Origin of the sequence: Candidatus Latescibacter sp., from assembly GCA_030692375.1 — a bacterium.
GTDB lineage: Bacteria > Latescibacterota > Latescibacteria > Latescibacterales > Latescibacteraceae > JAUYCD01.
In genome coordinates this window covers 1-13,402 of record JAUYCD010000040.1, presented here as the reverse complement: position 1 = coordinate 13,402, position 13,402 = coordinate 1, and the positions used below count along the sequence as shown (strand labels likewise).

Here is a 13,402-nt window from a genome sequence, read left to right as displayed (position 1 = left end):
TCCCCCCTTTTTAAGGGGGGAAACATATTGGCAGGCAGTATCTTACCCCCTTAACAAGGGGGTCGCCGCTTTATGCGGCGGGGGGATTTTGTCTTTAGAGCATATAAATAGCATGGCATATTTGTCGCCAAAGAAAAAAATGGGGGATGGCCAGATTTCTTATAAACCGGTTGATATTTTTTATCAATTTCATTATATTATTAAGATACTTTTACAAGTTGTAGGTAAAAGCTATCTCTGCAAGGGTTGAAATCATTAAGGGGAACCACCATAAACCTCAACACGAAAAGGTGAAAACGCCATGAACGATGTACAGTCTCAACTACCCGCCGGAAAACAGGAACCGGTAAAAAAATACGGAGGCAGCGGTGTGAAAACGGCGGCGGCGATACTCCTGTTCATCATCCTGTGCGGGGTTATATTTACCCAGTACCGGGCCATCAACCAGAAAAAGCAGGAGATTGCGACTCTGAAACAGGAAAATCTCCTGGGCGAAGATGAGCAGAAAAAGCTCACCAGCTACATAAACGAGATAACCGGCGCCATCAACGAAATCGGGGACAAGCTCCAGGATGTCCGTAAAAAACAGGTATTAATCAGCGGGATGATCACCCGCGCCGAAAATGACCAGACCCAGAAATCCAAGATAATAAACGATATTTCGGTTATCGAGGATCAGCTCAAAAAGGACAAAAAAGACATTGCGGCGCTTCGAGACAAGATGAACAAGTCCAATCTCCGGATCAAGGTGCTTGACCAGATGGTCGCCAATCTGCAGGACGAGATCACGAAGAACGAGAAAACTATGGCTGAGATGCGTGAAACCATCGGCCTGAAAGATGTAGTGATCAAGAGCACCCAGGACACCCTGAGCTATACCCAGAAGAACCTGCATGTGGTTTCCACCGAGCTTGAAAAAACCAGCCAGATTCTCGACGAGACCAGGAAGACCGCCTACTTTGTGGTTGGCACCGAAAAAGAGCTGATCGGCAGGAAGATTGTGGAAAAATCCGGCAGTTTCTTTCAGAAGAAAAGCATCAACCTGGCCAAGGATTTCGACCCTGCCACGTTCACCAAGATCAATATCGCTAACAAAAACGAATTCGAGATTAACTGCCCGGCTAAAAATGTCCGGCTGATCCCCAGCCGGAGCGAAACCTGCTATCAGATCGAAGAAGTCGGGAAAAATGTTTCCCTGCTGAAAGTGATGAACACGGAACAGTTCTGGAAGATTCAGTACCTGGTCATCATAACCAAGAGTTAAAGGCTTTTTACATAAAGTTTATAACAAGTAAAAAAGACTTGCGGGGATGGCGCAGGTCTTTTTTTGCGGCGCTCTAAGGATACATACATACGACATATTTTATATCGAAATAGATGCCGAAACGGTTTCATCGTTCCCGCGAAGCGGCAACAAGTTCGGCATGACACTTGTCATCCTGAACTCGTTTTAGGATCTAAACAACATTCGACATCCTTTTCTCCGGAATTTCTGAACATTCCATGATCGATACCATACAACAGTTGAAAAACCATATTCCCCTCACCGCGCAGGATGAGGCGGATATTGAAAGGGTGGGCGCTGTCTATCCCTGGCGGATTACCGGGTATTACGCCCGGCTGATGGATTCATCTGACCCTTCCTGCCCGCTGCGTCTCCAGGCGGTGCCGGATATCCGCGAGCTCGACACTTACGGTGTGAATGACCCTCTGGAAGAGGAAGCAAGCTCCCCGGTTCCCGGGGTGATACGGGTATATCCCGACCGGATAGCAGTCATGGTGACCGGACAGTGTCCCATGTACTGCCGTCATTGTCTCCGGAAGCGGTTTCGCCGTGACGATTCCGCCGATCTCCGGGGAGAGCGCCTCGAAAGAGTTATATCATATATCCAAAGCGACCCGGCTATCCGGGACGTTCTCCTCACCGGAGGGGAGCCGCTCATGTTCTCCGACAGGGATCTCGATGGGATTATCCGTCAAATCCGCGCCATCAACCACGTTGAAATCATTCGGGTGGGAACGCGCGCGCCCTGCACCTGGCCGGAGCGAGTCACCGGAGAGCTTGCCGATATGCTGGCATCCTTCCATCCCCTCTGGGTGAGCACCCAGTTCAACCATCCCCGGGAAATCACTCCCGAAGCTTGTCGGGCGGTCGAAACTCTGCTTTCGCGCGGCATACCGGTGAACAATCAGTCGGTACTGCTCCGGGGGGTGAACGATTCGCGGGAGACGTTCCTCGCCCTGGTGAGGGGACTGGTGAGAATGCGGATTCGGCCTTATTACGTTTACCAGGCGCAAACCCTCTCCGGAACCGGGCATTTTGTCACCACCATCGAGAAAGGCCTTGAAATCATAAGGGGAATCCGGGGCTGGACCACCGGGTTTGCCGTGCCGCAGTATGTTCTGGACACCCCTTATGGCAAGATACCGCTCAATCCCCAATATCTTCGAGGCCGTAACGGGGACTATTTCGAGATGGTAAACTATTCCGGCAGGCTCTGGCGTGAATGGAATCCGTGCAAGCATTGAAGTTATCAAAAAACTATTCGGAGTCAGTCTTATACATCGTAACAGTTTGAAGCCCAAAAGGGTTTGTTTTGAAACGAAGAAAAAAGTTGTATCTTGTTTTGATTGGATATATTAAATTTAAGTGTTTCCTCGCAATTCTGTTGATTGGAGAATTCATTATCTTAATCGGAGTTGATGGTGAAGATACTTGAGACTAAAATTGAGAATTTTAGGGGAATCAGATCTCTTACGATTGATCTCAGAAATTCAAAAACATCACTTCTTATTGGCATTAACGGTTCAGGAAAATCAACCGTTCTTGATTGCATAGCTATACTCATGTCCTGGCTTCACAATAGAATTCGCTTTCCTTCAAGCAATGGTATCATTCCAACCGAAATTGATATTAACAACGACCAAAACGAAACAAAAATTGAAGCAACTGTATCTTATCAGGAGAAAGAATATACATGGAACATTGTGAAAACCCGTTCAGGGCGCCGCAAACAAAAAGTTTCAGATCTCAGATATTTAAAAAACATTGCTTCAATGATTCTCGACGATCTGGAACGGGATGTAAAATCAAGTATTCCTCTGGTGGTTTATTATCCTGTGAACAGGGCTGTTCTCGATATTCCTTTGCGAATTCGGAAAAAACATTCGTTCGACCAATTTTCCGCTTATGAAAACGCGCTTGCTGGAAGAGGAGCAGACTTCAGGACTTTTTTCGAGTGGTATCGTGAGCAGGAAGATTTGGAAAATGAGAATTATACTCTTTTCAAAACATCAGAGCAAGACCCTCAACTTTATGCAGTTCGTTCTGCAGTATATTCTTTAACAGGTTTTACAAATTTACGCGTGAGGCGCAATCGTCTCCGTATGGAAGTAAACAAGAACAATGAAATTCTGAGAGTAAATCAACTCTCAGATGGTGAAAAATGCCTTCTTGCCTTGGCGGGAGACCTCGCTCGGAGACTTACTCTAGCAAATCCGTCACTTGATAATCCTCTAACCGGTGAAGCTGTTGTCCTGATTGATGAGATTGATCTCCATCTGCACCCCAGATGGCAGAGAGAAGTTATTACAAAACTGCAAAACACTTTCCCTCAATGTCAATTTATTGTGACTACCCATTCACCTCAGGTGATAAGCGAGGCCCAATCAGCCATTTTTTACACCCTAGAAAACACTTCTGAGGGTATTCAGGCTTCCCTTCTTGAAAATGTTTATGGAAGAGACAGTAACCAAATTCTTGAGGATGTGATGGAAACGAGTGAGAGGCCTATTGAGATAAAAAAAATGTTATTGGAGTATTTCGATCATATTGATAGAGGGAAGCTGTCAGAAGCTTCGGTCATACGAAAAAATCTTGAGGAGGTTATCGGTTCTGATGAACCTGTTTTTGCAAAAGCAGATACCCTGATTAGGCGCAAGGAGATCCTCGGCCGATGAAGTTTATTAAAAAAAAATCGGAACCGCAGGATTTTAAAGAGTGGAAAAAAACGATTGGCGAACCAGGGAACAAAGGTGAATGGGTGGATTTAAAAAACCCGGAGAAGGATTCGCTTCAAAGTAATTTACTTAATGAACAGGGATATATCTGCTGTTATTGTGGAAACCGAATTGAATTGCAGGACAGCCATATCGAACATCTGAAGCCCCAATCCAAATATCATGAATTAAGATTTGAGTATCGAAACCTCCTTGCATCTTGTAATGGCGGAAAACGCATACGATGTTCAGTTCATTGTGGGCGTAAAAAAGACAAATGGTTTGATGAGGATTTATTTATTACGCCGCTTAATCCCTCTTGCAGTGAATTCTTCCGATTTAGCTCCGAAGGAGAAATAAAACCCTCAGATAATCCTGATAAACAAAAACCTGCTTTGGAAACCATCTCGAAGCTCGGATTGAATCATACTATTCTTATCGCATTGCGAAGAAACGCATTGAATGGGATATTCGATGATTTTGATTCCTTATCAAATGAAGATTTGGAAAAATTGATTGAAAATTACAGGAACACTGACAGTAAGGGGAAATACGAACCCTTTTGTGCCGTAATAGAGTATGTTTTAACCCAATATATCTCTGGTAGTAACTCCAATAATTCTACAGAACGATAAATATTGATGCGCATGGGATACATGTATTATATTTACCTTTTACTTATGCAGGAATCCGTATACATATTCCCGTCTGTTGAGGTTGTTGGATGGGGGATTCAAGGTGTAACTGTAACAAAGCGAAGTAGCCGTACGATGTAAATAACAGAGAACGTTACCGTGCATCGCGGGCACGGAGACAGATAAGAAAAAGTATTGTGTGATGAAGTTTTTTATAGTAATTTGTGCATTAACTCTTATACCGGGAATTGAAACAGCATACTTATGTCAAACAGGGAGATTCTTGAGAAAATAACCCGGGTCGCGATGCAGGATGGAAGATACAAAAGAGAAGCATTTTTTTTCATCCTGTCGGCCCTCGAGCATACGGTCGGCAAACTGCCTGAGATCAGGCATCTGAACGGAGCCGAGCTGGCCTGGGGAATTGCTGAATACGCTCGTGAGCATTTCGGTTATATGGCCCGTGATGTTCTGGAACACTGGAAGGTCAGAAAGACCCTGGATTATGGAGAAATCGTCTATCTCCTGATTAATGAGGGGATCATGAGTAAAACCGATGGGGACAGGAAAGAGGATTTCGCCGACGTGTATGATTTTGATACCGAATTCACCTGGGAACGTTCCAAGCCTGACAGCTTCCCCGAGAGGTTTTAAGTGAACATGTTCGCCCGTGTACGCTCCGCCGCCCTGATGGGAGTGGATGCGTACATTGTCGAAGTGGAAACCGATCTCGAGTTCAAACTGCCTGCATTTGCTACTGTCGGCCTGGCAGAGGGCGCGGTAAAGGAAAGCAGGGAGCGGGTAACCTCGGCCATCAAAAATTCGGGATATCTGTTTCCGCAGAAACGGGTTACCATTAACCTTGCCCCGGCGGATATCCGTAAGGAGGGTTCGGCGTTCGATCTCCCCATGGCTGTGGGAATTCTAGCCGCGGACAGCCGTATTCCCCTGTCCGTCCTGGAAAAGTATGTGCTGGTCGGGGAGCTTTCCCTGGATGGCGCCCTGCGTCATGTGAGGGGGATACTCCCCATAACCCTTGCCGTCCGTGACGCCGGTTTTGAGGGCATCATCGTTCCGGTGGTGGACGCCGATGAAGCCGCCCTGGTTGAGCATGTCAACATTTATCCGGCCGAAAGCCTTCAAAAGGTGGTTGATTTCCTTTCCGGCCGCAATCTCATATCCAGATATTACCATCCCTCCATCGATTCCCTCATGGCCGGGGAAGATGTGGATATGGATTTTTCCGATGTCAAGGGGCAGGCGCATGTGAAACGGGCTCTGGAGGTGGCGGCCGCCGGAGGACACAATATTCTCATGATCGGGCCGCCCGGTTCCGGAAAAACCATGCTCGCAAGGAGGATCCCCGGCATTCTTCCCCGTATGACCCTGGAGGAAGCGCTGGAGACCACAAAAATCCATTCGGTCGCCGGCATTCTCAAGGACGGCCATCCTCTTGTGGTCGACCGCCCGTTCCGTGACCCCCACCACACAATTTCCGAGGCAGCCCTCATAGGCGGAGGAGCCTGGCCCCATCCGGGGGAGGTGAGCATGGCGCATAACGGGGTGCTTTTCATCGACGAAATGCCCGAACTGGGGAAAAAGAACATCGAATGCCTCCGTCAGCCTCTCGAAGACGGTCATGTCACTATCTCCCGCGCCCAGTACACCATCAAATATCCGGCTTCATTCATGCTCGTTGTGGCAATGAACCCCTGCCCCTGCGGATATTTGACCGATTCACACCACCAATGCACATGCAGCCCTCAGTTGATTCAGCGTTACATGTCAAAAGTCTCGGGACCTATCCTCGACCGGATCGATATCCATGTTGATGTGCCCGCGGTGAAATACCGTGACCTGGTGGATGCCTCGAACAGCGAAGACCACTCCCATGACATTGTGAAACGCGTCAACCGCGCCCGTGGGATTCAGAAAAACCGGTACCTCGATCTGAAAGGCGTTCATGCCAACGCTCATTTGAAATCGCGCGCCATTCTCAAATACTGCGCCCTCGACGAGGCCGGAAAAAAGATTCTCCAGCGGGCCGTTGAAGCATTTGGTTTTTCCGCGCGGGCATATCATCGTATCCTGAAAGTATCGCGAACAATCGCAGACCTTGAAAGCGAGGAATTCATCGCCGCACGGCATGTCTCGGAAGCGGTTCAGTACAGAACACTTGACAGGAATCTCTGGATGAAGTAATTTGAGAGAATACCGTAAAATGAATTTTTTCAGGCAGGGCATCCATGGCAAAAGGTCTTTCCCCAGGTGCAAATAAAAGAATCCTCATTTTCGACTTGAAGAGAGAGACGCTGGAAACGGTGAAGAACGCATTCATTGAGTATGGGTACATAGTGGATGCAGTATCACCCGGCGGAGGATTCGAGATAGTGAAAAATGAGCCTCCGGAAATCATTATTGCCGACATGGATTTTCCCGGGCTTTCCGGGTTGGAACTCCTGCAGAAAGTGAAAGCTGAAAAGCTGAACATTCCGGTAATTCTGGTTGGGGAGAATTCCGACTCCATGCTCGATGCTTTTCGCAGCGGCGCCGCCGATTACTTCATGAAACCGCTCGACAGTATAAAGCTCCAGTCGAGGGTTCCGGCGATCATTTCGCTGAGGCTCAGCCTTCCTCCCGGCGCAGATATCGATGCGTACAACCGGCTGATACGTGAAATCGAACGGGAAAAAAAGGAAATCAGCGACCTCCTCAAGATAAGCTCTTCCCTCAATCTTTCCAGCAACCTGAAAGAAAGCCTGAACAATCTGACCGAACTGGCGGCCGAATCCATGAACTGCGAGGCGGCAAGTATCATGCTCGCCAACAGGCGTGAAAAGGTCCTGGAATTTGTTGTCGCCACAGGAGAAAAACGCCTCCGCCTTGAAACCATATCCGTTCCCATGAGCGAGGGAATCGCCGGCTGGGTGGCGACGCACGGTGAACCGCAGATTGTAAATGATACTTCCAATGACCCTCGCTTTACCGGCAAAGTGGACAAGGAATCGGGATTTGTCACCAGGCAGATTGTGGCCGTTCCCATGAAGGTTGAGGGTGAAATTACCGGAGTATTGGAGGTTATCAATACCTGCGACCACCGGATTCTTGGCGCCGAGGATCTGCGCCTGCTGGGGGGAATTACCGAACGGGCCGTCGCGGTCATCGAGATGACCAAAAAAATCGAGAACCAGCAGAACTTCTATGTTCAGACCACGAATCTTATCGTCCTGGCCATTGAAAAAAAAGATATTTATTCCGTGGGACACGCTTGGAAAGTGGCGGAACTCTGTCATAAAATCTCCCGGGCGATGAATGTTTCCGAAAGTGATCGAAACGAACTGCATTTCGGCGCGCTCCTGCATGACATCGGAAAACTGGACATGCCTTCCGTTTATTTCAATAAGCGGGAACTCTCCGACCGTGAAAAGGAAATCCTCCGTCAGCATCCGGTGAAGGGAGCCAAGCTCCTCGAGCCTATCACCCTCTGGAAGCCCATCATTCCCTGTGTTCTCTACCACCACGAGGCTTGGGACGGAAGCGGGTATATTTTCGGAAGATCCGGGGAGTCCATTCCCCTGAACGCCAGGATCGTCAATTTGTCGGAAGCATTCACTGTAATGCGGTCAGGGAACTCGTACAAACGTCAAATGACCCTGAAAGAGTCTGTGTTTGAAGTAATTAGAAATTCCGGGAAACAGTTTGACCCTGGAATCGTTAAAGTGTTCGTGGGGGTGCTGGAAAAGGAAACACCGGCATTTTGACGGTTGTCGGCTTTTCCTGATTGCGGTGTGTTTTCTTGAAGGCGATGCGCTCTTCGCTCTCCTCCTCAAGGTGATTTTTCATTAAACTATTCCGGCAAACGAATCGTCAATAGGGCATAAAGAGTGAATAAACTTCGCAAGAATATGAAGGCCATAAGCCCTTTGCCCGATGAAAAAGGTTTATCAAAACGGGATATTGAGGCAATTGATGATCGGGAATTAGTCAAGCGTTTTAAAAAGGGCAACGAGAGCGCATTTACAGGGATCGTGAATCGGTATCAGCGGCGGCTTTTACAAATAGCGAAACTTATGCTGAACGATGAAGACGATGCTATGGATATTACCCAGGAAGCGTTCGTAAAAGCTTACTTTAACCTGAAGTCGTTCCGGGAGGATTCATCGCTCTATACCTGGCTGTACCGTATTGTATATAATCTCTGTATCAGCCACTTGCGTCGAAAGAAGATTATCTCGTTCATTTCATTCGATCATTATGAAGAAGTAATGGAGTTTCATTCCACCGATCCAGGGCCGGAAAAAGCGTATGAGCGCAAAGAACTCATGCGGGCGGTAACAAGGGCGGTAAATGTATTGCCCTTGAAACAGCGTACAGTTTTTATCTTGAAACAGGTGGAAGGTCTTACGCATGGAGAGATCGCGGAGGTTATGGGAATAACCGAGGGCGCGGTAAAAGCTTCGTATTTCCACGCGATACGAAAACTGCAGGAAACGCTAAAAAACTATGGAGAACAATATGAAATGCAATAGAGTCATGGACCTTTTACCTTTTTTCGATGACGGGTCGCTTGCTCCCCAAATCGCCGAAGATGTTAAAAGGCACCTGGCAGGATGCGCAGACTGCCGTAGGGAACTCCGTGAGATGACCGGCGTGGTGCGGCTGGTCCGGGAGACCATTATAGAGCAGGCGCCGGTTCCGGATTCCCGATACCTGGAAATGATAAATAAACGAATCCGCAGGAAAAAAGCAGAACGCACCACTGCGCTTTGGGCTGTACCTGCAGCGGCGGTTATTTTCTTTGCAGTTTTTGTGGGAGCATATAGTCTTTTTCTCGGAAACAACGGGACAGGATTCATGGCCGGGGAAAAGCATTCGAATAAAGGCCAAACTGCAGTAGTCTTTAAAAGTTCTTTAACCGATGAGGATGTGGCATATCATAACTTGACCACATATGCCAATGTTTCAATTGATGATATGCTGAATACTCTGGATGAAAGCGAATTGACTGCGCTTTTAAGTACTGACGAGAGGTGAAGCTAAACATGAAATACATTACATCGTTAATTGTTCCGGCCATTCTCTTCCTGCTGGTATTCTCCGGAATAGCCGGGGCGCAGGAAACGAAACGACCAGGTCCGCCGGGTGAAGGCCCCAGGGGTCAGGAACATGAAGCGCAGTTCCGTGAATGGGTTTGGTCCAATCTCCAGCATTTCCTCAACCTGGATGAAAACACCGGCTCTAGATTCCGGCCTGTTTTCCAGGAATACAGCGCTGTCGTGGGCAAACTCATGCGTGAACATAACGGGCTGATCAGGAGCATTGACAAGAATGCGGACAACCTGGCAGTACCAATCAGTGAGATGCGGGAGCGCGCCCAACGGCTGACAGAGGTTAAAAAAGCTCTCATAATCGAACGTGAAAAATATTACCAGAAAGCGAAAGCGGTTCTCAACGAGCGCCAGCAGATAAAACTGCTCATTTACGAGGATAAAGTAAAAGAGGATATTTTCAGGAGATTAGGAAAGCGTTCCGATTCGGAAAAACCGTCCCAGCCCGGTGGGCCTCCGCCCAGGCGTTAACGGAAATTCCCGGCTTATTGTCAAATCCCTTTTGTAAGAGAAAGCAGTTCCTTACCTTTCACTCTTCACCCCACCCCTCCCGGTCCCTTGACCTTACCCCTCTTGCCGGGAGGGGAGCGGGGTGAATTTTTTGTCTTTAAGGGAAAAATCCCTTAAAGCTTATCCATTAAATAAGGAATTCGCCGGTTGCGTCCACTCAAGGCCCCCTAACCCTCTTATCCCTTGCCGCTTCGCGGGAACGATGAAACCGTTTACCCCCGTTCCGGGGGCAAGGGAAGTTTCAGCGTTCCTGACTTCCTTATTTATGGATAGGCTCTTAGTGATACCTTTTAAATGTGAAGCAATCATTATATAGAGAAATTAACGGTGAAATTTTTCAAATGTCAACTTTTTTCGAAAAAAGACTCATTTTCTTCTTGCATTTCTTAATTCGGTGCATAAAATGAAGCCAACCGAATTCTGCCACCCTGTAAATTCTGTAATCCACTGAGAAAAAAATAAGTATATTTTTATTCAGAAATAGTATTCCGGCGAAATCTTCTTTCCACACCATTAAAGACGAGGGTAACCGTTATGGCAGAAGTATCACGCAGGGAATTTCTCTCATCCGCCGCTTCCCTGGCCGCCGGAGGTCTGGCCGGAATGAGTTTGACCGAAGCGATGGCTCAGCCGGCCGCCAAACTGGCGGAAAGCCTTCCGAAAAGGGTGCTGGGCCGAACCGGCTGGAAAACATCTGTCATCGGGTACGGGACCATTTTCCGCGATCCGGCGCCGGGAAGATGGCTCACCGACAGGGAAGCCGATCTCCTGTTCAATACCGCCATCGATTGCGGCATTAACACCATTGAGATCGGCGCCATCTATGATGACGCGGAACGGTGGGTCGGCAAGGTTTTGCCGAAACGCCGCCGAGATGAGCTGTTCATCTCCACCAAATCCACCAAGGTGAAAAAAGCCGAGGTTCTCCGCGAGCTCGAGGAAAGCCTCAAGCTTTTGAACACCGACCATGTGGATTGCCTGGATATGCACAACTACTACTCATTCATTTTCTACGATGAAGCCATGGCGGCGGGCGGGGCATTCGAGGCGCTGAAACAGGCCCAGAAAGAGGGAAAAACCCGCTTTATCGGCATCACAGGCCACAGCTGCCAGGTGACCATGCACGCCATGCGCTCCGGCGAATTCGACTGCGTGGTCATTCCCTACAACGCCGGGACCCGTGAGTTCGAGCGCGCCCTCAACCTTGCGGCAAAGCTGAATATCGGGGTGATGAACATGAAACCCTACGGCGGCTCCACCCTCCTGAGCTACAATCCCAAGGATCCCATGCAGGTGCCGGTAGTACTGACTCCCGAGGAATGCCTCCGTTATGTTCTCTCGCATCCGGGGGTCAGCGCCGCCATACCGAACTCGAGCACTATGGAGCAGTTGAAACATAATCTTGCGATTGCCGCTACATTCAAGCCGCTCACTCCGGCGGAGCGCAAAGAGATCGAAGCCAAGGTGGATCGCAAGATGGACGGCGCCTGCGGCGAATGCAACGGAAAACCCTGCGAAAAGGCCTGCCCGAACCAGGTTCCTGTAAGCTACATGCTCTCCAACCTGCAGGCGGCTCGGGTGGGATATCACGACAATTGGCGGAGAGGGGATCAGTACCAGACGCTCGCCGTAGACTTTACCGCTTGCGACCGCGCTGCATGCGGACTCTGCGAAAAGGCCTGCCCGAAGAAATTCAGCATCATCAAAAATATGGAAACCTATCACAACACCGTCCGCGAATACCGGGGCCGTCAGGCGGTCAGCGCTTACTGGAAAAAGATCCGTTACGATGAAAAACCGGTGAACAACGCAAGCAAGGTGGTGAAAAAAGAAGGGTGACAAAGCGCGAAATAATCAAACTGGTTCTCGACGGCAAAACTCCTCCCTATGTTCCCTGGTCGTTTTCCTTCACCGTGGAGGCCGGGGAGAAACTTGTCGTGTACTACGGCCATGACGATCTCGAAAGCGATATGGGTAATCACCTGCTCGGGCTGGGAAAGGATATCGGGATTTTCGAAGATATCGGCGGCGGATGTGTCCGGGATGTGTTCGGGGTGGTCTGGGACCGGAGAATAGACCGTGACATCGGGGTGGTGAGAGGCCGTGTGCTCCCGGCGCCGACCCTTGCCGGATACACCTTCCCCGATCCGGCGGACCCCCGCTGTTTCGCGAACATTCCGGAGAAGATAGAACGATTCGGCGACCGGTTCCGGGTGTTCCAGATCGGGTTTTCCCTTTTCGAGCGCGCCTGGACGCTCAGGGGAATGGAGAACCTGCTGATGGATTTCCACGATCACCCCGGTTTCGTCCGGGAGCTTTTCGGCGCCATCGCCGACTACAACGTAGCCCAGATTCACGAAGCGCTCCGTTACGACATCGATGCAATCTACTTCGGCGACGACTGGGGTCAGCAGCGCGGCCTTCTCATGGGGCCTCATCTCTGGCGGGAGTTCATCTTACCGGTTCTGGCGCGGATGTATAATGTGGTGCGTGCGGCGGGGAAATACGTTTTCATACACTCATGCGGCGATGTGGACGAGCTTTTCGATGACCTTATCGGGATCGGGCTTTCCTGTTTCAACCCTTTCCAGCCAGAGGTCATGGATGTGGAGGCGCTCCTGAAAAAGTACCGTGGCAGGCTCGCTTTCCACGGAGGCATCTCGACCCAGCGCACACTCCCATACGGCTCCCCGGATACCGTCCGCAGCGAAGTGACCCGTCTCATTGAACTCGGAAAGGAAGGCGGATATATCCTTGCACCCGCCCATTCGGTGGAGGGCGATGTGCCGCTGGAAAACATGCTTGCTATGATTGAAACGGTAAAAAAACAAGGGGCATAAGCACAAAGGCACAGAGGCACAGAAGGAAAAAGATTGTCTGAACCGCGGATGGTCGGGATTCAAGGATGACCGGGATAAAAGAATTCTGAACCATGAGAGGTTTTTGCAAAAGTCGTTTTATACGAGCCAATTACATAAGTCATATTATTTTACGAAGCCCCCTTCCTGTCCTTTGGACATCCTTCCCCCTGAAGGGGGCAGGAAAAGACTGTGGAGCAACGACTTCCCTTGCCCCCCATTGGGGGGAAAGGGACTGTGGGTTAGGGGGTTATATTTACCATTTTGCCTTTTTTTAGTATAAAAACGACTT

Annotated in this window: 13 protein-coding genes; all 13 read left to right on the top strand. The window is 49.2% G+C overall.

Features of this window, described 5'->3' with window-relative positions:
• The coding region (locus Q8O92_02650) for a hypothetical protein (protein MDP2982215.1) at positions 1-250 on the top strand (250 nt) is incomplete at its 5' end.
• A 51-nt stretch (positions 251-301) separates the two neighbouring features.
• A complete protein-coding gene (locus tag Q8O92_02645; GenBank protein MDP2982214.1) occupies positions 302-1,264 on the top strand; it encodes a hypothetical protein in 963 nt (320 codons plus the stop codon).
• Positions 1,265-1,503: 239 nt separating this feature from the next.
• Complete coding sequence (locus Q8O92_02640; GenBank protein MDP2982213.1) at positions 1,504-2,529, top strand: KamA family radical SAM protein; 1,026 nt, start codon at positions 1,504-1,506, stop codon at positions 2,527-2,529.
• A 177-nt stretch (positions 2,530-2,706) separates the two neighbouring features.
• Complete coding sequence (locus tag Q8O92_02635; protein ID MDP2982212.1) at positions 2,707-3,960, top strand: AAA family ATPase; 1,254 nt, start codon at positions 2,707-2,709, stop codon at positions 3,958-3,960.
• Entirely contained in the window at positions 3,957-4,634 is a 678-nt protein-coding gene (locus Q8O92_02630; protein ID MDP2982211.1) for a retron system putative HNH endonuclease, read from the top strand. The genes Q8O92_02635 and Q8O92_02630 overlap by 4 nt, the downstream gene beginning before the upstream one ends.
• A 264-nt stretch (positions 4,635-4,898) precedes the next feature.
• Positions 4,899-5,288: a hypothetical protein gene (locus Q8O92_02625; protein ID MDP2982210.1), complete on the top strand. Its 390-nt coding sequence runs from the start codon at positions 4,899-4,901 to the stop codon at positions 5,286-5,288.
• Between the two features lie 6 nt (positions 5,289-5,294).
• Positions 5,295-6,836 carry a YifB family Mg chelatase-like AAA ATPase gene (locus tag Q8O92_02620; protein MDP2982209.1) on the top strand — a complete coding sequence of 514 codons (1,542 nt, stop codon included), beginning with the start codon at positions 5,295-5,297 and terminating at the stop codon, positions 6,834-6,836.
• 44 nt (positions 6,837-6,880) lie between these two features.
• A complete protein-coding gene (locus Q8O92_02615) occupies positions 6,881-8,395 on the top strand; it encodes an HD domain-containing phosphohydrolase (GenBank protein MDP2982208.1) in 1,515 nt (504 codons plus the stop codon).
• Between the two features lie 123 nt (positions 8,396-8,518).
• Positions 8,519-9,163: a sigma-70 family RNA polymerase sigma factor gene (locus Q8O92_02610; GenBank protein MDP2982207.1), complete on the top strand. Its 645-nt coding sequence runs from the start codon at positions 8,519-8,521 to the stop codon at positions 9,161-9,163.
• On the top strand, positions 9,150-9,668 hold the full coding sequence (locus tag Q8O92_02605; GenBank protein ID MDP2982206.1) for a zf-HC2 domain-containing protein: 519 nt from the start codon (positions 9,150-9,152) through the stop codon (positions 9,666-9,668). The genes Q8O92_02610 and Q8O92_02605 overlap by 14 nt, the downstream gene beginning before the upstream one ends.
• A gap of 8 nt (positions 9,669-9,676) precedes the next feature.
• On the top strand, positions 9,677-10,213 hold the full coding sequence (locus tag Q8O92_02600) for a hypothetical protein (GenBank protein ID MDP2982205.1): 537 nt from the start codon (positions 9,677-9,679) through the stop codon (positions 10,211-10,213).
• 573 nt (positions 10,214-10,786) lie between these two features.
• Positions 10,787-12,091 carry an aldo/keto reductase gene (locus tag Q8O92_02595; GenBank protein ID MDP2982204.1) on the top strand — a complete coding sequence of 435 codons (1,305 nt, stop codon included), beginning with the start codon at positions 10,787-10,789 and terminating at the stop codon, positions 12,089-12,091.
• Complete coding sequence (locus Q8O92_02590) at positions 12,088-13,092, top strand: uroporphyrinogen decarboxylase family protein (GenBank protein MDP2982203.1); 1,005 nt, start codon at positions 12,088-12,090, stop codon at positions 13,090-13,092. Before Q8O92_02595 ends, Q8O92_02590 begins: the two co-directional genes overlap by 4 nt.
• Positions 13,093-13,402: the final 310 nt, after the last annotated feature.

Bases quoted from the DNA above. Each gene is read 5' to 3' on its own strand.
- Q8O92_02630 (MDP2982211.1), top strand. From the start codon at position 3,957: ATGAAGTTTATTAAAAAAAAATCGGAACCGCAGGATTTTAAAGAGTGG.
- Q8O92_02645 (MDP2982214.1), top strand. From the start codon at position 302: ATGAACGATGTACAGTCTCAACTACCCGCCGGAAAACAGGAACCGGTA.
- Q8O92_02625 (MDP2982210.1), top strand. From the start codon at position 4,899: ATGTCAAACAGGGAGATTCTTGAGAAAATAACCCGGGTCGCGATGCAG.
- Q8O92_02605 (MDP2982206.1), top strand. From the start codon at position 9,150: ATGAAATGCAATAGAGTCATGGACCTTTTACCTTTTTTCGATGACGGG.
- Q8O92_02600 (MDP2982205.1), top strand. From the start codon at position 9,677: ATGAAATACATTACATCGTTAATTGTTCCGGCCATTCTCTTCCTGCTG.
- Q8O92_02620 (MDP2982209.1), top strand. From the start codon at position 5,295: ATGTTCGCCCGTGTACGCTCCGCCGCCCTGATGGGAGTGGATGCGTAC.
- Q8O92_02615 (MDP2982208.1), top strand. From the start codon at position 6,881: ATGGCAAAAGGTCTTTCCCCAGGTGCAAATAAAAGAATCCTCATTTTC.
- Q8O92_02595 (MDP2982204.1), top strand. From the start codon at position 10,787: ATGGCAGAAGTATCACGCAGGGAATTTCTCTCATCCGCCGCTTCCCTG.
- Q8O92_02640 (MDP2982213.1), top strand. From the start codon at position 1,504: ATGATCGATACCATACAACAGTTGAAAAACCATATTCCCCTCACCGCG.